At 45.0% G+C, this 21695-nt stretch carries 16 protein-coding genes and 1 pseudogene; 12 read left to right on the forward strand and 5 right to left on the reverse strand.

Annotated elements, in window-relative coordinates; translation table 11 throughout:
- Window positions 1-3 precede the first annotated feature (3 nt).
- From J0L70_RS21885 to J0L70_RS21905, 5 genes are all read left to right on the forward strand, one after another.
- Window positions 4-939: an FkbM family methyltransferase gene (locus J0L70_RS21885; protein WP_017289220.1), complete on the forward strand. Its 936-nt coding sequence runs from the start codon at window positions 4-6 to the stop codon at window positions 937-939.
- Window positions 936-2102, forward strand: coding sequence for a glycosyltransferase family 4 protein (locus J0L70_RS21890; protein ID WP_287455852.1), 1167 nt, complete (start codon window positions 936-938; stop codon window positions 2100-2102). The genes J0L70_RS21885 and J0L70_RS21890 overlap by 4 nt, the downstream gene beginning before the upstream one ends.
- Before the next feature lie 200 nt (window positions 2103-2302).
- A complete protein-coding gene (locus J0L70_RS21895; protein WP_017289222.1) occupies window positions 2303-2890 on the forward strand; it encodes an acyltransferase in 588 nt (195 codons plus the stop codon).
- 116 nt (window positions 2891-3006) lie between these two features.
- Window positions 3007-3831: an ABC transporter permease gene (locus J0L70_RS21900; protein ID WP_017289223.1), complete on the forward strand. Its 825-nt coding sequence runs from the start codon at window positions 3007-3009 to the stop codon at window positions 3829-3831.
- Between the two features lie 40 nt (window positions 3832-3871).
- On the forward strand, window positions 3872-5134 hold the full coding sequence (locus tag J0L70_RS21905; RefSeq protein WP_268243214.1) for an ABC transporter ATP-binding protein: 1263 nt from the start codon (window positions 3872-3874) through the stop codon (window positions 5132-5134).
- Here J0L70_RS21905 and J0L70_RS21910 read toward each other — a convergent pair.
- Window positions 5124-6176 (reverse strand): hypothetical protein, encoded by a 1053-nt coding sequence (locus J0L70_RS21910; RefSeq protein ID WP_287455853.1) that lies wholly within the window; start codon window positions 6174-6176, stop codon window positions 5124-5126. The genes J0L70_RS21905 and J0L70_RS21910 overlap by 11 nt on opposite strands.
- A gap of 139 nt (window positions 6177-6315) precedes the next feature.
- Here J0L70_RS21910 and J0L70_RS21915 point away from each other — a divergent pair, with 139 nt between their 5' ends.
- The 6 genes from J0L70_RS21915 to J0L70_RS21940 all read left to right on the forward strand — a co-directional run bounded on the left by J0L70_RS21915 (window position 6316) and on the right by J0L70_RS21940 (window position 12776).
- Complete coding sequence (locus J0L70_RS21915) at window positions 6316-7485, forward strand: glycosyltransferase family 4 protein (protein WP_287455854.1); 1170 nt, start codon at window positions 6316-6318, stop codon at window positions 7483-7485.
- An 8-nt stretch (window positions 7486-7493) separates the two neighbouring features.
- Window positions 7494-8240: a class I SAM-dependent methyltransferase gene (locus tag J0L70_RS21920; RefSeq protein ID WP_287455855.1), complete on the forward strand. Its 747-nt coding sequence runs from the start codon at window positions 7494-7496 to the stop codon at window positions 8238-8240.
- Window positions 8233-9156 (forward strand): FkbM family methyltransferase, encoded by a 924-nt coding sequence (locus tag J0L70_RS21925; RefSeq protein ID WP_287455856.1) that lies wholly within the window; start codon window positions 8233-8235, stop codon window positions 9154-9156. Before J0L70_RS21920 ends, J0L70_RS21925 begins: the two co-directional genes overlap by 8 nt.
- A 4-nt stretch (window positions 9157-9160) precedes the next feature.
- The gene (locus tag J0L70_RS21930) at window positions 9161-10273 is read left to right on the forward strand and encodes a glycosyltransferase (protein ID WP_287455857.1); all 1113 of its coding nucleotides are present in this window, start codon (window positions 9161-9163) and stop codon (window positions 10271-10273) included.
- Window positions 10270-11472, forward strand: a complete 1203-nt coding sequence (locus tag J0L70_RS21935) for a glycosyltransferase family 4 protein (RefSeq protein ID WP_287455858.1) — start codon at window positions 10270-10272, stop codon at window positions 11470-11472. Before J0L70_RS21930 ends, J0L70_RS21935 begins: the two co-directional genes overlap by 4 nt.
- A gap of 203 nt (window positions 11473-11675) precedes the next feature.
- A complete protein-coding gene (locus tag J0L70_RS21940) occupies window positions 11676-12776 on the forward strand; it encodes a saccharopine dehydrogenase family protein (RefSeq protein WP_190652687.1) in 1101 nt (366 codons plus the stop codon).
- On the opposite strand, the gene J0L70_RS21945 is transcribed toward J0L70_RS21940, so the two are convergent.
- Both J0L70_RS21945 and J0L70_RS21950 read right to left on the reverse strand, forming a co-directional pair.
- Complete coding sequence (locus J0L70_RS21945; RefSeq protein ID WP_190652688.1) at window positions 12768-13154, reverse strand: hypothetical protein; 387 nt, start codon at window positions 13152-13154, stop codon at window positions 12768-12770. The two genes, J0L70_RS21940 and J0L70_RS21945, sit on opposite strands and share 9 nt — an antisense overlap.
- Before the next feature lie 55 nt (window positions 13155-13209).
- Window positions 13210-13551 (reverse strand): Imm1 family immunity protein, encoded by a 342-nt coding sequence (locus tag J0L70_RS21950; protein WP_287455859.1) that lies wholly within the window; start codon window positions 13549-13551, stop codon window positions 13210-13212.
- A gap of 179 nt (window positions 13552-13730) precedes the next feature.
- Between J0L70_RS21950 and J0L70_RS21955 the strand changes: the two genes are divergently transcribed.
- Window positions 13731-15383 (forward strand): hypothetical protein, encoded by a 1653-nt coding sequence (locus tag J0L70_RS21955; protein ID WP_287455860.1) that lies wholly within the window; start codon window positions 13731-13733, stop codon window positions 15381-15383.
- Between the two features lie 22 nt (window positions 15384-15405).
- Here J0L70_RS21955 and J0L70_RS21960 read toward each other — a convergent pair.
- A pseudogene (locus J0L70_RS21960) lies at window positions 15406-15663 on the reverse strand (transposase); the annotation flags it as partial.
- A gap of 223 nt (window positions 15664-15886) precedes the next feature.
- Entirely contained in the window at window positions 15887-21634 is a 5748-nt protein-coding gene (locus J0L70_RS21965; protein ID WP_287455861.1) for an alpha-2-macroglobulin family protein, read from the reverse strand.
- Between the last annotated feature and the right edge of the window lie 61 nt (window positions 21635-21695).

Below are 21695 nucleotides of genomic sequence, written 5' to 3' on the forward strand. Positions count from 1 at the left end.
CCTATGCAACTGGCGATTACTCGTACTCCAAACACCGTTGAGAAATGCATCTTGCATTCTGTGAGCCATCTTTTTCGCTACTGGGTGAAGAGAGGGCGTAATCTACTCTTTTGGGCTGTCCCGCAGGATGCAATTTTTGACTATGATTTTACTGTCTTAGAGCAAGGCAAACCTTACTCAGGTAATCTCAAATTTGGCATTGATTATCAAGTCTTCTTTTCGCAGCCTTATGAACCCCAAAATGCTCAAATTTTGACTACGATAGCAACTTGCCTTGCTCAATTTCGCCGTTCGGTTCATTTTATTGATGTTGGTGCAAACGTCGGCTTTACTTCTAATTTGATGTTGGGCAAAGTCGATTCGATTCATAGCTTTGAGCCACATCCTAAAATTTTTCAATCACTGCTTGCAAAATGGAAGAATTACGCCGATCACACTTGGCAAATTCACCCCTTTGGACTAGGGGCACAGGAAATCGAGCTAGCATACTACGAACCTGCTTCTCACAATACGGGAACAGGTTCTTTCGTAGCGGGTGCATCTTGGAATCAGAATATTCCGATTGCTCTACCGATTCGCAAAGGTGATCAAGTTTTGACTGAGCTTGAAGTTTCTGAAGTTGCTCTAATCAAGATTGATGTAGAAGGATTTGAACCTTTTGTACTTCAAGGACTTTCAGAAACCCTCAAACGCGATCGACCTGTGATTTTGATGGAGCTTTCAACGCTGACCGATCAAATTTTGAAGGAGCACAACCTCTCTTTACAAGCACTGCTGTATGAAGATGCGATCGCAGTCGCAATCCACCCTCAGACTCACGGAAAATTTCAGCTAGAAGTGCAAGATTTCAGCCAACTTGAATCTAGACATCAAGACATTCTGATTTTGCCTGCTGAACAGGCTAAGGTAATTTTGGAACAGTTCGAGAGCTTGAGATGATTATTGGACATTACATTCATCATCTTGAAGGTCAAGGGGGAGTCGAGGTCTATCTGAAACGGATTGCAGGGGCACAACAAGCCGCTGGTCATACTGTCTATTACTTTTCTAAGTACACAAGTCCATCAGACCACAATTCAGCGATCGCAGCAGAGACAGAAGCATCGCTATACGAACAAGCAAAACGTCTAGGAGTGGAGCTTTTACATCTTCATGCTAGTGTGAGCCTTGCGCCTCCCGAAGACTTTGTGACGATTAGAACAATGCATGGACATCAGGCTTACTGTCCAAGCGGAAGTAAATACTTAAAGCGACAAGGAACTCCTTGCGATCGCGCTTATAGTTTGCAGGGGTGTTTGTGGGGGCATCTGATTGATCACTGTGGAAGTATCCGTCCCCACCGATTAGCGGAGAACTTCCAGACGTTGTTCAATGAGAAGCGAATTCTAGCAAAAATTCCAGTTTTGACGAATAGCGAGTTTGTCACAGGACACATGATTGCCGAAGGTTATCCACCTCATTTAATTCACACACTATACGTGTGTGCAACAGAAGTCGCGCATGTTCAAGAGCCACCTCAAATCGGAATTCCTCACTTCGCGTTTTTAGGGCGCTTAGTTCCTGAAAAAGGAGTAGTTTGGTTGCTTCGCGCGCTCGCACAAGTTAACGTGCCAGTTCATCTCGATATTGCAGGAGTTGGCAATCAAACTGCAACCTTGCAAACGATGATTCAACAGCTTGGTTTAGCAGATCGAGTCACCTTGCATGGCTGGCTCAATATGGAAGCAAGTTATCAACTGATTCAGCGATCGAGAGCTTTAATTTTTCCATCGGTTTGGCACGAGCCTGCTGGACTTGTCGCTTATGAAGCGATGCTCAATGCGAGAGCGACGATTGCCAGCCGGGTTGGAGGCATTCCTGAAGGCGTTTTGGATGGAGTCACAGGATTGCTTGTTGAGCCAAACGATATTGCAGGATTAGCTAATCATATAGAACGTCTAGCAACTGATTGGGCTTTGGCAAAGCAACTTGGCGAAAATGGTCGGCGCATGGCACAACAATCCTTTGGGCTGCAAAATCATATGCAAAAATTGATGCAGTTTTATGAACAGGTGATGCGATCGAGCAAAGATCAGCCTCTCGGCTTGAGCAATTGCTCGTAGTTTCACGGAATGAACTGCAATATAGAGGGTGCAAGCCGTAATCTCACGGGCGATTTTACACGCACTTCTTGATTGAATGATGAGTCATCTCAGTCCGTAATCCTGCTGAAAATATAACGTACTCTAAAATCCTAAAAAAAAGATACTGTTCAAATTTTCATGCAGTATTAAACCGAAAGTGTTCTTCTTTTACCAATATCATGGTTGCTTTAGCCCCAGATTTTCAGAAAACCGCCTTTAAGTTCTTGATTGGGTTGAAGTACATTGCAGTAGAAGCAGTTTTGTATGTTGCAAATCATATTCTTAATAAGCTCCCTTCTCATCATCTGCGGCTGTTCTACTATCGGCATTTTTTGAGATTCCGGATTGGGCAAGGGAGCTTTATTTTCTTAGGAACCTGCTTTGATGCCAAAAATGGTTTTATCATGGGCGATAATTCGGTGATTAATCAGAAATGTCGTATCGACACACGGGGTGGAGTCACGATCGGTAGAAATGTCTCTATTTCTGCTGAAGTTTGTATTCTGACCGCAGATCATAACTTGCAGTGCTCTGAATTCTTAGGACAAGTACGCCCTGTTGTGATTGAAGACTATGTGTTTATTGGGACACGCGCTATGATCCTGCCAGGCGTAACGTTAGGCGAAGGGTGTGCTGTTGCCGCTGGTGCTGTTGTGACGCGCAATGTTCCAGCTTTTACGATCGTTGGGGGCATTCCAGCAAAGCCGATTGGAACTCGCTCAACCGAATTAAGCTATACGATTCACTACAATCGATTATTTAACTGAATAATCTAGTAATTCTACAGGCGATTTTATACGAACTCGCTGATTGAATGATTCAGTCATCTCAGTCCGTAATCCTGCTGAAAATATAACTTGCTCTAAATCAGGAATCAACAGAAATGCACTTAGAAGAGTTAACGCTGGAAGCGGGGCGCATCGATCGACAATATTGGAGAGATTTGTGGAAGTACCGTGAACTCCTGTATTTCTTAGCTTGGCGAGATATTTTAGTCCGGTATAAACAGACTGCGATCGGCATTGCTTGGGCGCTGTTACGTCCCTTGTTAACCATGATCGTTTTCTCAGTGATCTTTGGTGGATTAGCAAAACTTCCCGCTCAAGGTGTGCCCTATCCGATTCTTGTGTTCTCTGCAATGCTGCCTTGGCAGTTCTTCTCCAATGCTCTAAGCGACTCTAGCAATAGCTTAACTGCCAATTCAAATCTGCTCTCCAAAGTCTACTTTCCTAGGCTGCTTGTTCCGATGAGCAGTGTGATTGTCAGCTTTGTAGACTTCCTGATTTCCGGAATGGTCTTGCTAGGATTAATGGCATGGTATAACTTTGTGCCCAACTGGCGGATTCTGACCCTTCCGGCTTTTATTCTCATTGCTTTTGCTGCTGCGATTGGTGCAGGGTTATGGCTAGCAGCATTGAATGTGAAGTACCGAGATTTTCGATATATTGTTCCTTTTATCGTTCAATTTGGATTGTATGTGTCGCCTGTGGGATTTAGCAGTAATATTGTCCCAGAACAATGGCGCTGGCTCTATTCACTCAATCCGATGGTCGGCGTGATAGATGGATTTCGCTGGGCGATTTTGGGTGAAAATGCAACACTGCATTTACCTGGATTTATCACATCTCTAACCTTGGTGCTGCTGCTGCTGATTAGCGGAATCCGCTATTTCCGCAAGATGGAAGAATCCTTCGCAGATATCATTTAGTTTTCTAGACGTTGAGAATTGATGAAAAGGAGTTTGATGCATGTCTAGCCCAGCAATTCGAGTTGAAAATCTCGGTAAGAAATATATGCTGCGGCATCAGAAAGGAGAGCACTATGTGGCGTTGCGAGACGTACTCGTCAAGCGTGCGCGCTCAGTGTTCAATCCTTTGACCCGATCGTCTCAATCTTCTCGCGATCGCGAGGAATTTTGGGCACTGCAAGATGTGTCATTTGAAATTCAACAAGGCGATCGTGTCGGCATCATCGGGCGCAACGGGGCTGGAAAATCTACTTTACTGAAACTCTTGAGTCGAATTACTCGACCGACAACCGGAAAGATCCGCCTGCGGGGACGAGTTGCGAGCTTATTAGAAGTTGGGACTGGATTTCATCCTGAACTGACAGGACGTGAAAATATCTTTCTCAACGGCGCGATTCTCGGCATGAGCAAAGCCGAGATTCAACGCAAGTTTGATGAAATCGTTGCGTTTGCAGAAATTGAGAAGTTTTTAGATACGCCTGTCAAGCGGTATTCCTCTGGAATGTATGTGCGGCTTGCATTTGCTGTTGCTGCTCACTTAGAACCAGAAATTCTGATTGTGGATGAAGTGCTAGCAGTTGGAGATGCACAGTTTCAAAAGAAGTGCTTAACCAAGATGGATACAGTTGCAGAAGAAGGCAGAACTGTTTTATTTGTCAGCCATAACATTGCTGTGATGCAGAACCTTTGCAATCAAGCCATTTGGCTTAGAGATGGGCAGATTGTCCTATCTGGCTCAATTCGCACCGTGGCTGATCAATACTTAGGCTCTACGTTTCAGTCTACCAATCCAGTTATTGATCTTCGCACAGCAGAGCGAAAGTATTGTGCCGAAGATAAACTGCGACTGTTAGCCATAACCTTCAATCAGGGTCGAGAGATTTTGTATGGAGAGACGTTGACGATTCAACTTGAGTACGAAGCCTACCGACCCATTCAGGAAGTTGCATTTGGAATCGGCTTCAATTCACTTGCAGGAACTCGACTGATGACTCTCGATAGTGAAGTGTCTGGTCGTTTCTGGAACTTCTCACAAGATACTGGCACAATTCAAATGCAGTTAGAAAACCTTCCTCTTCAGCCAGGTCGCTATCTGATTGATCTGGTTGCTCGGTTGGAGTCTGGCAGAATCTTGGACTATTTACCTGGATGCTGGCAGATAGAGGTTTTGCCAGGTTTACAGACTCCAAATATTCTGCTCCGGGATTCAGGGGGCGTGCAGTTGCGATCGCATTGGCAGCACTTAGCCGTTGCTAGAGTTTGATAAATAATTCTAAGGATTGAGCGATCGATTGAGCTTGAACTTTCAGAGAATGAGTTTGATACCAGGTATATGCTGCTGTTGCGATCGCTTGTGCCTGATTGAGATCTAACTTACAATTTGCTAGCCAGTAATGACGATTCATTTCAAGCCCGTCTTGATTATGCAAGCGAGATGAGATAACAATCGGTAAAAGACCATGCGAACAATAACTCGCGAAGATACCTGATTTTGCTAAGGAATCCATTGGATAGTCTACTACTGCTGCGCTCGCACGACTCAAAATCTGACTAATCTGTTCTGCGGGTTGAATTCCGAGTTGACGAATCGGCAAATCAGATTTGAGTTTGATATCCGCTCCAATATCCAGAATCGTCTGAACTTCTAGGCTTTGGCAGATTCGCTTGAGCAGTGATGTCTGCTGATAAATTCGCTGGCGCGTACTGGAACTGCCGAAGATCACTAATTCTCGCGATCGCGCTTGCAACAGTATCGGGTGGGTAATCTCTCCAATATTGGAGAAAACAGGGAGCGTTGTAACCTCTCGATGATGGCTGAGCATTTGAATCTTTTCAGCGTAGCATTGGCGATTTGTGAAAACCCGATCGCTGATCTGCATCAACTGAATCGCTAATTTCTTTTGTAGAGGTGATGTTAGTAATGCACTACTTAGAAGTGGACGCGTGGCATAGAGTTCGTGAAACATTGTTATCAAGCGTCCGCCCATCTTGCACCACTCTGTGAGCGCTTGAACTAACCAAAATGGGCAGCCTCGTTTCGCATACCCATGTCCTGCATAGTGGAGAAAAACGACCTGATCTAGAGGAGGTAATAATGCGGATAGGGCTTGCGGTGATCTTACTGAAACCGTTGAAGAGTGAGAAAGCGTATTACTGCTCCAATTTGGATCGCCTACGATAAAGCGAGTTCGTACTCCATAATCCGCGAAAAGCTGTTGAGCCAGCCGAAAACCATAGTCTCCTAATCCATCGATCTCTGGCGGCAACTTCGGCACGATCGTGATTATTTCCTTGAGAGTTTGCATAAAATTGCTGTGATTTTGCAGAATTAGAATTTAGATTGAGTGTTTCTACGGTGGGTAGAATTGCATAAAAATTAGATAGTTCAGTGTGATTAAACCAGCGATCGACGAGCCTTAGTTTTACCTTAAATTTTGCAAGTGAATGCAGTTTTCTTCTCGTAAACTCCTGACCATTGGACATTCCTACATTGTTCCGCTCAATCGCCGCCTCGCCAATGAGATGGCGCGCATTAGTGGATCAGACTGGGATATTACGATCGTTTCACCTTTAGCATTAAAAGGCGATTTAAGACCTTTACAACTTCGGCAAGATCAAGACGATCGCTGTGTGCTAGAGGGAGTTTCGATGCGTTGGCAACAGTCAACCCATTTGATGATGTATCACGATCGCCTCCGAGAAATTCTTCAGCAAAAGTGGGATCTAGTTCATTGCTGGCAAGAGCCTTATGTGATGTCAGGAGGGCAGGTTGCACGATGGACTCAGCCTAAAACGCCACTTGTCTATTTCACCTGCCAGAACAATCCAAAGTCCTATCCACCCCCGTTCAATTGGATTGAAACCTATTCGATGCAACGTGCGACAGCTTGGATTTATGCAGGTCAGACCGTCGCAAATACACTAAAGCAGCGTCGTCACTATGATCTGCCAACTCGACATATTCCGCATGGCGTTGATGTGGAACTATTTGCACCTGATCTTGCCGCAAGGCAGAAGGTTCGACAGCAGTTGGAATGGGACACAGGAGATGTGCCTGTGATTGGTTTTTTAGGGCGGTTTGTACCTGAGAAAGGGCTAGAGCTAATGATGCGATCGCTCGATCAAATTTCGCAGCCTTGGCGTGCTCTGTTTGTTGGCACGGGAGGGATGGAAGCGGATTTACGATCTTGGGGTGCGCGTTATGGCGATCGAGTGCGTGTCTGTACGACCGTGAGACATGATCAAGTTCCGCAATATCTGAATGCGATGGATCTGCTTTGCGCGCCAAGCCAGACGACAAAAAACTGGCGTGAGCAATTTGGCAGAATGCTCATTGAAGCATTTGCCAGCGGAGTGCCAGTGATTGGCAGTGATAGTGGAGAAATTCCTTATGTGATTGGCGATGCTGGGATTGTTGTTAAAGAAAAGGATCAGACAGCTTGGGTACAGGCAATCTCGATGTTGTTGAATGATCCAGACCAAAGAAATGTCTTCTCAAAAAAAGGACTCGATAGGGCACATTCGACCTATAGCTGGTCAGTCGTTGCACGACAACATTTAGAGTTTTTCGACTCGATTTTAGAAAGAAGTAATCCGCTGATCTCACTTTACTAATCAAACCGATGCAAGCAACCACTTGGATTCGCCCGGAAAGTCTATCGCTCTTAGATGTAGGCTGTAATGTTGGTGCTTTTCTCAAAACCTGTCAGCAAGCAATGCCGAGATTGAAGCTTGCAGGGGTTGAAATTAATGAAACCGCACTTGCGATCGCACAACGTCAACTACCTGGAATTGATCTGCATCATACGTCAGCAGAAGATTTACCTTTTGCTGCAGAATCCTTTGACTGTATCACTTGCTTGGAAGTCTTAGAACATATTCCAGCTCAATCACGAGTGATCAGCTTGCAAGAAATTCGACGAGTACTGAGACAGGACGGACAGCTAATCTTAAGTACTCCACATCAGGGTTGGTTTGCCTGGATGGACTCGAACAACATTCGCTATCGTCTACCAACGCTTTATCGCTGGGTGGTTCAACGTGGACTCCGCGATAGTGTATATGAGTGTCGGGGTTGTCAAGTTGAATGGCATGAGCATTTCACATTGGAAGAATTAATCGCAATTGCAGGTTCAGGTTGGAAAGTTATCACCGTCAGGCGGGGCGGCTTGTTTCTGTATCCTCTGATGGATTGGTTGAGCTGGTTCTTTTATCGAAAGAACTTAAGTGAGCATCCCATTCGCCAATTATTTGAGCGGATTGCCAATTGGGATGACTCGATCGATTATGGTCAAACTTCTTACCGAATCTGTGTTGTACTGCAGAAAGTAGATACTGTTGAGAGTCGAGAGGATGCTGAAAATGCTTAGGTCTATTGTTCGTAATTCAATTGCGGCACCGCTTAGAGCTTTACCTTACTTTCGAGGAAAATATCGTTTGGCTCCAGTCCTCATTCCATTGCTGACGGACTATCAGAATGAGCAAGACTGTCTGGTTGAAGTTAAGCTTCGAGATGGAAGTTTAATGCGCATCGATTTGAGAAGCTTTACCGAACAAAGATCTTTTTTTGCCGGAGATTATGACGGAGGGCTGCTAAAACGTTTTGCTTCAATTTTGCAGCCAGAGAGCGTTGTTTTAGATGTTGGTGCGAATGTTGGCTTTTACTCAATTTCCTTAGGTCGAAAACTGAAGACATTAGGCGGTAAGCTTTGGGCAATTGAACCTGTGTCCCCAAACTACGATCGTTTAGTCTATAACATTCAACTCAATCATCTAGAAGAAACAGTCTTCCCACTCCAAACTGCGTTGGGCAATCAAACTGGATGGATTCAACTTCACCTGAGTAAAGGGACAGATGAACTCTCAACAACAGGAAATGCTGTTCTGTGTCAAGGCAATACAGCAACGGTTGTTGAATCTAATTGTTCAGCCCCAATCACAACCTTAGATGCACTTGCGCGGACGCACAATATTACTACCTGCGATTTCATCAAGGTAGATATTGAGGGAGCCGAACTTGAGTTTCTCAGAGGCGGACAAAAATTTCTAGCGACTCATCGCCCGATTATCTATGGTGAGTTTAACCCTGACTGGTGTCAGCAGTTTGGCTACTCTTTCCTAGATGTTGCAGAATTTTTCTCGTCTTGGAACTATCACTTCTATCAGCAAATCGGGCGAGATCGCTTTATTCCCGTCCAAACCATCACACCCACTTTGCAAGATGTTTTACTGATTCCAGCAGAGACAGGTGTGGAGACTTTAGCAAAGCTGGGAGTAAAAGGTTAAATTCATGCGTGCTGCTTTACTGTGTGACTATCCCGAAGAACAATGGCACAGTATGGATCTCTGTGCTCAAATGCTGTTGAGCCATTGGCGGATGGATCGCAGATGGCAACTTGATCCGATCCGTCCTCCTTTTCATCATCGAGTGGCTCGTATTCCGAAGTTAAGAGGTCGAAAAGTTGCCTTTAATAGCGATCGCTTACTGAATCGCTTTTGGGATTATCCAAACTATGTGAAAAGGCTAGCATCGCAATTTGATATTTTTCATGTGTGTGATCATAGCTATGCTCAGTTAGTGCACGAGCTTCCCGCAGAGCGAACAGGAGTGTATTGTCATGATATTGATGCATTTCGATCGCTGATTGAACCAGGACAGGAACCTCGACCCGGTTGGTATCGAGCAATGTCTCAGCGAATTTTAGATGGATTGCAAAAAGCAGCGATCGTCTTTTATTCGACGGCTTCGGTTCGACAGCAACTTGAACATTATCAGTTAGTCAACCCTGATCGTCTAATCCAAGCCTCTTATGGCATTTCTCTAGAGTTTTCTCCGATTGAGACAGCACCATCGCTGTTTCCAGAACTAGCAGACTTTCCGTTCATTTTGCATGTGGGAAGCTGTATTCCTCGGAAGCGAATTGATGTTTTGCTGGATGTGTTTGCACAGTTGCGCGATCGACATCCCAATTTGCGATTAGTCAAAGTCGGCGGAGACTGGACTTCAGAGCAGAATGAACAACTCGATCGTCTAGAGATTCGCTCTCGTCTGATTCAGTTTCATAACCTGTCAACTCATGAAATTGCTGCACTTTATCGTCGATCTGCGGCTGTTCTCGTCACTAGTCAGGCAGAAGGCTTTGGCTTGCCTGTGATTGAGTCGTTAGCTTGTGGTGCGATCGCAGTTGTCAGCGATTTACCTGTGTTGCGAGAAGTGGGGGGAGAAGCAGCCATTTATTGCCCAGTCGGTGAGATTGCTAATTGGGTAGAAACGGTAGATGCGGTATTAGTCGGGCAACGAACACCAGAGAAGTCATTGAGACTCGCTCAAGCCAGCCGATACTCTTGGCAAACTCACACGAAAGCCATTACTCAAGCTTACTTACAATTAGGAGCACGATGAAGCTACTGTTCTTTAATCAAGTTGGGTTTATTGGTGGTGCAGAGCGAATTTTACTGAGTTCGATCGCGGCTTTGCGATCGCGGCAACCAAATGCTGAGATTACTTTGATTGTCGGATCATCGGGTGCTTTGATTGAGGCAGCAGAGGCGCTTGGTGTGCAAGTGATTTGTCTATCGATGCCTACTGTGATGAGTCGGATTGGAGATAGCCATCTCAAAGGAGAATTCCGATTTGCTAAGAAAGCCAAAACATTCTTACAAATTATGCGATCGCTAAGTGCTATTCTCAGCTACTTAAAAAGATTAAAGCAACTCATTCGCAGAATTCAACCGGATCTGATTCACTCAAACGGAGTTAAGGCTCATGCTTTACTTGGATTACTCGGTCAGCTCAATTGCCCAGTGATCTGGCATATTCAAGATTTTTATAGTACGCGCCCAATTATGGCGAAAGTTCTCCAGAGGTTGAATCGATCTGCAACTGGAGCGATCGCGCTTTCTCAGGCCGTGAAAAATGATGCTCAAGCTTTAATGCAAGTCCCGATTGAAGTGATTTATCCAGCGATTGATCATCAATACTTTCGGATTGAAGGAAAGCGATCGCCGGTTTTACGGATTGGTTTAGTCGCGACGTTTGCACGCTGGAAAGGACATGACATTTTTCTGAAAGCTGCTGCACAAGTGATGTCGGAAATTCGAGGGATGTCGATTCAATTTCAGATTGTCGGTGCGCCTATCTACAGCACCCAAGGCTCACAGTTTTCGCTAGAAGAACTACAGACCAATGTTGCAAAGCTAGGGCTAGAAAAGGTTGTTGAGTTTGTTGGATTTCAGCCAGATACAGTTTCTATCTATGAAAACCTAGATATTGTTGTCCATGCAAGTACTCAACCAGAGCCTTTCGGCTTAGTGATTGCAGAAGCGATGGCATTTGGAAAAGCAGTGATTGTCGCAAATGCGGGAGGAGCTGCAGAATTGGTCAACAATTATGAAGATGCGATCGCAGTTCCGCCTGGAGACGTTCAAGCACTTGCACAAGCTTTGATTCAACTGATTCGGAATCCGCAGATGCGACAAGAGCTAGGACGAAATGCAAGACGCACTGCGATCGAGAAATTTAATCGCGATCGCATGGCAGATGAATTGCTGACTCTTTACGATCGCTGGGGTGGACTCAATCAAACGCTCTGCATCTTCTAAATTTCATGAACTCTGCAAAATCATTTCTAAGAAGTCTTTTGGATGAATTTTTGCGCCAAAGAAAGACCTATTCAGCGATCGACGGCTTATCCAGCACTCTGCATTGCATGGTTGCTAACAAATCGTTTCTTCTACCCTCAAAAGCAGAGACGTGACGTGCCTCATCTCTCCTACAATGAAAAGCGGAGATGTTATGAAGCCTCATGACCAAGCAAGTTCTGATCCTCGGTGGCAGTGGGCGCATCGGGAGTAAAGTTGCCGAAGACCTAATCGCGCATACCTCAGCCAACATTACGATCGCTGGACGCAATCTGGTTACAGGCAACTCAATCTGTCAGCAATTGGGTGATCGCGCTCAATTTAAAGCGATCGATTTAACGGCTCCCTCAGACCTGAGAGCGGCAGTTTCGCAAGCCGATCTAGTCGTTCATTGTGCCGGACCGTTTCATTATCGCGATGCCAGCGTCTTGCAAATTTGCATTGACGAAGGCGTTAACTATATTGATGTCAGTGACCATCCTTCTTTCACGCGCAAGGCATTAGCATACCGTGCCAATGCTGAATCTGCTGATGTGACGGCTGTGATTAACACAGGTATTTTCCCTGGTATTTCTAATAGCATGGTGCGGCGTGATGTTGAACAGCTTGATCATGCAGAGAAAATTCATTTAAGTTATGTGGTCGCAGGTTCTGGGGGTGCAGGTGTCACGGTGATGCGAACGACATTTCTTGGATTACAGCGTCCGTTTGAAGCTTGGATCGATGGCGATTGGAAAACGGTGAAGCCTTATAGCGATCGAGAAGTGATTGACTTCCCGAAATACGGCAAAGTCGGCGTTTACTGGTTTGATATGCCAGAAGCATTTACGCTTCCCGATACGTTTCCAGTGAAAACAGTGGTTACAAAATTCGCCACGGTTCCCCAGTTTTATAACTATCTGACTTGGAGCGTGGCTCGCTGGTGGCATCCGAAGCTTTTGCAAACGAAAGCCGTGATCGAGTTTTTATCTTATGTCAGCCATTTTATGACCGATGTGAGCGATCGTTTTAGTGGCATTGGGGTGGCAATTCGATCGGAAGTGACCGGAGAAAAGAACGGTCAACCGACTCGCTGTGTTTCAACCTTGACGCACTTGGATACTGCGGTTTCGGCAGGAATTGGGACGGGAACGGTTGCAGAAATGCTGCTCTCTGGTGAATTGAAAAAACCAGGAGTTTGGGCGATCGAGCAAGCATTGCCTACTGAATTGTTCGATCGCGCAATGCAGCGTCGAGGCATTGAAATTCATCAAGAATTAATCTGATTTTTGACCATCGCGCCGACCTAATTCGTAAATTCCACATCCCATACAGGCTAAAATTCCGACGCTAATTGCCCAACTTTTGCCTAAACCTGCTTCAACGCCAAAGTTACACAGCGCGCCTGCTCCCAAAAAAGGAAGAATGCTCAGAATTGATGCATAAAAAGCATTTTGAGCTTCTCTAGCTGCTCTCGTTCGTTCAAATTCCTCGATCGACGAATACAGCGATCGTTCGGCATAGTTAAACCAACGATTTAACTGTTCGATCACCCAATCCCCGACAGGTGAAAATCCCAAATACAGCGCCAACGCCCAAAGACAAGCTCCCGCGATCGCACTTGGATCAATCGTGACGCTGAAGACAATTAAATCGATCGACATTTTTCTACATCAGGCAAACGCTGTAGATAAAGATAACGAAGCCGACCGATGAAAATCAACTCACAAGTTCAAATGCCTCTTCCCCTTTCCAATGAAGCGTTGCTTCCATCACGCCAAATTCGACAAATGTCTTAGCCGCCTTCAAAGCTGTTGTAAGAGTCACACAGTATTTGGCAGGATAAAGCCCTGATTGCCCGCCCACAACTAAATTTTCTTGTTCGTCCTGCTTGGATGAATCGCTCAAATAGTGAAATTTTTCATTATCAAACGTCAAATACACGAGATACTTTCCTTGCCCTCCGCCGACTGCCAGATGTGTTTCATCCTCTGTTTCTAGAGTGACTGGCGTTTTGTGATGCTCATCTAGCGATCGAATTGCCGTTCGATTTCGTCCCAAGTCTGAGCAGGTCTAGCTGAGCCATGATTTCGATTCCCCTGCCAATCTTCAACGGAATATTTTGAGATAAACATGCTGACCTCACTTCTGTATATATTTTTGATAAAAAATAGAAAAAGTCAGATGAAGAGCTAGCTTGAACTGTGTAAAGTAAGAAAAATCCGCGATTTGTAAATTCAGTGCTGAATTATACTCTTGCAGCCAAAACAGTTGGACTTGGATTATTGCTATTGTCGCTTTCTAGTTGTACATCCTCGGTTCAGTCATTGAATCTGCCACCTCAACCTAGTGTCCTCAGTATGATTCAGAAACCAACGCTCAGCGAAACTGCTCAAACTCTCCGTCACTACGAGATTCTGACAGAGCAGGAGTATCAAGCTGTGGTTCAGCAGATTAATCAAGGTCAAGTACTTGACCGCTCTACTCTCCTACAACTTCTTAGTAAACAGGCTGAACGTCGATTCAACCCAAATCAACCCCAACCTGGGGCTATCATCCAGTATCGTTTTATCGGTGAGCTTGGTGAGACGGAAATCAATCGCTTGAAGACGATCGCACAACGGCTAAAAGAATCGGGTGCAATTAGCGATCGTATTTATCAAAGACTTCAAGGCAAAATTGGTTCAGAAATCAAGGTTGATTTCCAGCTTTTTAGTCTTGCTGCATACTGGATGCCTAGTGATGAAAAATTAGAACCTGACCAGATTCGACCATTTCTGGATGATCTGCAACAGTTGGGCTTAATCACTGAGGACAATCGCAAGAAATTGCTCATCGATATTGATGCCGGAAAAGTAGAAGATAAATATGCGATTGTTCACTATCTAGAAAATACAAGGATCTTCAATCTCGCAGACTACTCACGCGATCCAAACATTTATTTCCCACACATTCATCGTGATGTTGCTCAACTTTTAACGAGGGTAGGGGCATCCAGCCTCAGCCAAGTAACTTTCAAATTGCAACTTCTTAATAATTCCGATGAAAATGCTTTAATATCAACAGAGGTCAATGGCAAAAAATATGAATTTGCTAGCTACTCTTCTGCCCCTGAGCCTCTAGGTGCTGGCTTCCTTGGAATGATTGATGACGAAGAATTTGTTCAACTTTTCAACAAGATTCTACGTGATCAAAAGTCGCCATATCGTGTGTATACCCTAGGTTTTTTCGGCGATTTTGGACCTGATTATTCACGATTCGCGGTTCTCGTACTTACAGAGAAGCAAGCAAAACAATTACAGAGATGGGTTAACTCATATTTACCAATTGGCTTAGAGGATCACAGTTCAGTATTCAATCGCGATCGCATCGATTCAATTCTCAATAGGATTGAAGAGATCGGCTTACTTTCTCACCTCACACCGCAACAAATCACAGCCGGAAAGCAGAAAATTTCGCGCCAATTTATCAACTCGTCTTATGAACTGTTTGCTGCTTTTGATAATTTGCTCATTGCGTTCGATTGGGAAACTGGAAACCTTGAAAATCCCTATCAAGCTCTAACGCAAAGATTCGCTGCTGCGTCTCGTGGAGCTTTTCAACCCACACAGATTTCTAACGAATTTGATTATGACAAGCAGAGTGCAGGACAGTCTTTTGTTGTGAAAGGCGTTCGCTACAGCACAAAACTTAAATTCGATGGCGATTGGCTCGATCCAGCGTTTATTGATTTTCTCGATCGAGCGATCGCCAAAACAGTTTCAGGCGCAAAATTCTACAGGCTCTACGATGGTTTGAGTCTTGAAGGTTATCTCTTCTTGAGCAATCGGCAGCGACAAGTATTAGAGTCGGAAAATTTAGTCCAACTCAAGCCAGAGAAAAACCAGAATTAAGTTTTAACGTCAGTTCGACGGATTAGAAGATGGCAGAAGGGAGAACAGGTAAGCCTTTGGGCTGTAAGTCGAGTGCAGGTAACTTCGGCTGGTAGGTGTAGGCAATCAAGCCAGCCAACAAGTTGACGAGAAAGTTCCAACCACTGCGATGGCGCGAATGCTCAATCTGGCAAATGTTCTTGAGTTGGTCATTCACGGTCTCAATGATGGAGCGCTTCCTCAGCAGGATTTTGTCGATGAGTTTGACCAGCCGTTGCTTCATGTTCTTGCGGGCTAGTGTTCGCCAGCGTGAGCTTGAAGGCAAGCTTAATCTCAAATTAAGAGAGGGATTGAGCCATTTTAAATTGAATTGAAGTACTGGATTGGACTGAACGATAATGCGGATTTGAACCTGGTTGTATCGTCAGTCCAAAAATAGTCCCAAGTTGGAACATGACCGTATTACTGGCTTTGTGCCATGATGTCCCAACCATGCGATATTTTGACAAAGTGTCCTTTCCACGTTACTGAGTTGGGATTGCAACCATTGCTGATGCAGACCGCCCAAATTCTTCTGGTGCATACTGCAAATGGGCTTCTGCTCCTGGATAAACAAAGGTTCCAGGGGTTATCGAGCGGACTAAGTAATGCAGTGTGTAAACTCCCGCTTCAAGATGGTTTCCATAAGCCATGATGCGATCGCGGTAGATCGTTTGGTAGTCAATCTCCCAACTATCTGCTTTTGTCTGAAAATAAGGAGTTGAGGTTTGAAAACTCGTATCAATCGCTTCCAAGCCTGCGGGAAGTGGATCTGTAATCACCACATGATCAATGGGATGATCCGTAATGACTTCTAATTCAATATCCAACACTTGTCCAGGTTTTATCTGCCAAGGCTTTTCGATCGTTTGTAATCCCATTTGAATTAAGGTTTCTGTCTTATTTGCAGGATGAATTGATCTTGTGATTCGCAATCCATTGAATCGTCCAGGGGGATTTCCTTCCAGTCGATAACGATATGCTGTTAGATAGTGGAGTGTTCCTTGACCGGATTTTTGAATTTGTAAGTTATGCTGCCCTCGTGGTAGGTCTGACATTGCGATCGTTGTATTCGCACTCGGTTGTTTGTATCCTGCAAACTTTTGAGAGAGTAGAGCTTTTCCGTCGAGTAGCGCGATCGCGCTAAAGTTGGGAGGTTTGGGTAAGCGTTGGCTATATTCTGCTAAAGCGGTGAGCGCTTGAGCATTGTAGTAACTACATCCCCAAGTACCATTTTTTCTCAGAGCCAGTAAGGCAGAGAGTAATTTATCTAGGGTTTCTGCTGAACTCTTGCGATCGATCATCAGCCGCAAGGCTTCTGCTTGGGCTGTTACTGGAGAACTAAACCATTGCCACTTCTGAGGAAGATTTACGGTTGCAGTTCGTCCTGTCTCATAGATGGTTTTCTGAATCTGTTTGATAAGCATATCTGCTTCTTTTTGCCAGTCTGGGAAGCGAGAGAGGTAACGAGTTAATTGAATGCGATCGAGATCGTCAAACTGCTTCCGACGTTCATATAAATCAGCTAAGAAATCATTGCGTTGATCTCCAAGTTCAGCAAGTGCAATCAGCGATCGTAGTCTGATTTGGTCTTTGCAACGTTGTTCTGTGCAAAACTCATATTGCCCTGGATCTGCGAGGATCTTTTGCAAATAGGTTTTTAGTTTGCTGACTAATGTTGTATTCACCGGAAGCCTAGCAGTTGCGGCTTTTGAGAGCGCTTGCACCACATAGGGTGAAACAAACGGATCAGATTGTTCTGCGCCAGGAAAGAAGGCGAATCCACCATCAGGACGTTGGAGCGCTTGTAAGTGTTCTAGGGCTTGGGCTGCTTGTTCCGGCGGATTGAACTCATTAAATGTTTGTCCGTAAGTTCGGGAGAGAATTTGGAGATTGGCCGCGATCGCTAACTGACTAGCAGCTGATTCTAAAAATGGGAGTTGCTCTTGATCAAAAACTTGACGTGCAGGCGCTTTGAGTTCAGGAATCAACGTACTAGCAAGCGAAATTTCTAATCCGCCTGTGCCATTGACCACATTGCGATCGATCTGGATTGGAATTTGTACTTGCCGTTCTGTTGTTCCAGTTTCTACGACTTGCTCAGTAATTTCTAGTGGTTTTACTTCTAGCGGAACTTCAAAGGCATCTGATGTATTGTTCAACTGAGTTAGGAATTGGACTTTTCCTGTGCCAGTATTGTTTGCAGTCATGGGAAAGCGATAAGCTTTTGTTCCAGATTCGATTGGAGTTTGCAAATTCGCAGATCGATCTCCCGTTAATTGCAGTGATCCGCTCACTGCTCCGTTAATTGTTAACGTACCTGATTGTCCAGTGTTGTTTGTGATAGCCACTCCTGCGTCTAATCGATCGCCCAGGCGCGCGAATTGGGGCAGCACAGGATTCGCAATTAGGGGTTTCGTTGTGATAAAGGTTGCATCATGATTGCCATAGTGCATTTTTTGATCGATCGCGACTGCCATCACTCGCCATGTGGTTAAGTCATCGGGGAGTTTGACTTTCACGATCGCTTTGCCATTCGCATCGGTTAAGACTGAGCCATTGTAGTAAGCCAACGGTTTGAAGTTTTTGCGGATGTGTGTGTCACCCACTCCACTGGAAAGTCCACCTCCGAAGCCCCAACCTTTATCGATCGGGGAAGCTAAGGGTTCTAGAACAACATCTGGGCGATTATCTGCAAAGCGAGTTGAGATGGCTTGTTCTGCATAGACTGTTTTAACCAAATCAGGTAGGCGATAGTTGGTGAGTTGCAACACCGCTTCATTGACAACCATCACCGTGAATTGACCTTGCACCGGATTGCTTTGAGTATTTTTCACTTCTAGCTGAATCGTTTCTTCTGCACCCGGTTGAATAGATGCTTGTTGTGGCGTCACTTGCACTTTCAAATACTGTTCATCCAAATTGGTCGTAAACGGTGTAAATCCAATCCGAACGAGTTTATCGAGCTGACCTGGCTCAACTTGTTCAACAGGTTTGCCTTGCCGGATCAGAACTGCCTCAACCGCAGCATTAGGAATCATATCTGGCGTGACTTTGAATTGAATCTGGGGTGCGCCGCCTTGGACTTTTGTGATCGTTTTGTAGATTGTGTTATGACGCACAACCGCAAAATATAATTCTGCTTCGGGATAGGGCGATTGAATCACGACATTGGCTGTTTCACCCGGTCGATAGGATTTCTTATCCAGTTGCAATTCGAGACGATTATTGCTGTAGCGTCCACCCCAAAGGACTGGATTCTCTCCTGTGACCCAAATTTGTGAATCCGTTGCGGTTAAATCATCTTTCGCGTTTGTAAAGTTTGCTCGAATGCGATAAGAGCCTGATTCTGGCGGTGTTAATGTAGCCGTTTGTGCTGAATTTTCTGATCGGAGTTCTGCTTGACCGACAGTTTTATACTCCACTTGATCTTTCGGCGTTTGGCTTCCCTCAATGACCTGAGTTACGCTGCTATAAATCATCTGTTGGAGTTCCAGTTTCACGGATTGTCCCGCGATCGCACTTCCTTTCGGATCAGTAACAATCACTTGGATATTAAACGGCTTGCCAGCATCCGCCACAAAATTACTTTTAAGACCAATTAAGCGATCGCTTGGCAAGGCTGTAAAGGTTTTAGAATTTGCAACCGCTAGATTTGAGACATCCGTCACTTGAGCATCAATGCGATAGGTCATCGGATAGGGTAAATTCGATGCAACTGTGACCGATTGTTGTCCTTTTCCTTGGGCGTCTAGCGCAGTTTTGTTCTGTAAGACATCGCTTTGGATCGTGGGTTCTGTTTCTGGATAAAACCATTTCCGTCCGAATGAAAATTCTTCCCAGCCTTTGGGAGCAAACTCTGCCTTCTGTCGGGTCGCATAGTATTCTACCTGTCCCCCTTCTACCGCTGGACCAAACAGATAGTTGCTTTGAGCTTGAGCGTTGATGGTTTCACCTGCCTTCGCAAACTCTTTATCGAGCGATAGATCGACTTTGAAATTCGGGGGTTTAAATTCTGCAACCCGAAACTCACCGGAAATCTCGGCTCCTGTTGTCCCTTTTGCTTGAATTGTATAGTTCCCTAATGCTTGATTCGAGGCGATTGGGACTTCTAGAGAAAAAGTACCAAACTCATTTGTCGTTTGTGCCCCTAATGTTGTTTTATTGCCTTGGGGATCAATCAGGGTGACGGTGTAGCGAATATTCTTATCCTGTTGAAGGACACCATTTTTCAGATAAGTTGCAATGCCTGTGAACCAAGCTTTTTCACCGGGTTGATAGAGTTGTCGATCGGAGAAAATCGTACCGCGTGATTCTGGTTGATTGCTATCCCATCCGGTATAGATGCCATAGCCATAGCTCCCACTCCACTTGAGCGCACGAGAAAATGCCCAGTCTTGTCCTTCACGTACGATTGTTAGGAGTTCGGGAGGTTCCGCAAAACTATCTTTGTTACCGGGAACGCAAGCTTGAATCGCTTGAGAGTTAAGTATTAGAGTTCCAGCGCGATCGCTTGTTCCGGTTGCACAAGGTTGAGGTTCGGGTCTAGATTTTGCGCTTAACTGCGATCGATAAATCTCAATCTTCGCGCCATTCACCGGAGAACCATCGGATAGATGATGAACTCGAACCACTCCTGAGTCGGGAAACCACTGAGCAAAGACACCCAAATTTGTCAGTTGTACTAATCCATAAAACGTGGGTTCACGCCATTTCTCATTGTCTTTCTCGGTGTATTGGTAGGTCTGGGCTTGTACGCCATAGGCGAGCATTCCCGTCTTACTTCCAAGCTTCTCGCGGAGTGGAATTGCAATCTCAGTCGATTGATTTTTCTTTTGGGCTGGAATCTTAAACGATTTCCAAGTATCGGATTTTGGCAGGAGATCTTTTCCATTTCCTTGCGGCTCAGCAGAATCGGTGTAAACCAAATCTGTGGGCTGTACGACTTGATAGGCAGCCTTGTATTGGGAAGTTGGGAGATTAACCGCTGATAGGTTGAGTTGTATGCTCTTGGTTACAGGGAAAATATTGAGGCCAGAGGGTGCCCAAAAATCTGCTGCTACTTCTCCAGTTTTGTACTCTACTGTGACGGGTTTCTCTAGCGTTTGTCCAAACTTGTCTTTTAGAGCAGCACCGATCGTAATTTGATAGGTTGTCTGCGGTGCAAGTGCCCAAGGATTCAGGCTGATGACACGCTCGTTATCATAGGCTCTGAGCCAACGCGCAGATTCTTTTGGAGATGGCTGGATAGTGACATTTTTTGCTACGGTTTCTGCCACTAAAGCATTGTTGAACTTGAGTTGAGCAAATCCTTGCACAAACCGTCCAAAGGCTCCTCCTTCATTTGGTCGATCGCTGTATTCAATTCCTTGGAATGCTAAGGGTGCATAGGTCATGACCTCTCCTGTAAAGGGAGAGGTTGTCGCGAGATTGCCTTGACGGGGAAGAATTCCGGGAGCAAGTTCAAGTTGATAGCGTTTTGCTTTCTCTAAGGTTTGCCGAGGGGATAAAACATAAATCCAATCCCGCATCGCAGAATTGAATTTTTCTTGCGGATTCTCAAAGGATTGATCTGCTTCTTGGGATTGTTCTTTTTTCAGCTCTATTTGAAGTGGTATTCTTTGCTGGCTACCTTCAGGTATCAGGACTGCTTTAACCGATTCTGGAGCTAACTCTGTGTTTGAGGTGATTTCTAAGTTTGGGTTGAGTGTGATGGGTTCGATTGGTGTTGATGAATCGCTTGGTAATTTAGGTAAATCTGTGAGTTGAATCGCAGGTGTGTTAAATGTCCAAGCAAAATCTTGATTGAGCTTGTGTTGCTTTAGATCTGTAAGTCCTGCTTTCAGGGTTACTCTCACTCTTGTTGCAGTTGGTAACGCTGCATCTGCTTGAAAGCCAATCATTTTTGGTGTGAGAAAACGAAATCGACCGGGAAGTGTCGGTGTGAGTTCAAAGCGATTCAGGATGTCTCTTCGATCGGAACTTTCTAAACTCTCGATCGGGATTAATGGTTCTTTGAACCGAATCCGAATCTGTGAAAGCAGATTGGTTGCACCTGTGGGGCTAATTTGCTCAATCCAATCTGGAAGTTTGGGTGTGGGTAATGCTTCTACTGTCGAAAGCGGTTGTGCTTGCGTGACCAAGTTCAATCGATTACAGGCTGTTATTCCTAAAACGAGTATCAGCCCCAACAAAAAATATTTCCAAGTCGTCAAAAGCCTGCGAACGGTCATTGTCTACCCCTCACACAAGCAGCGATTGCTATTTCTTTAGTAGCTGATCGCGATCGAGGAA

The organism is Leptolyngbya sp. UWPOB_LEPTO1, assembly GCF_017302695.1.
Lineage (GTDB): Bacteria > Cyanobacteriota > Cyanobacteriia > Leptolyngbyales > Leptolyngbyaceae > Leptolyngbya > Leptolyngbya boryana.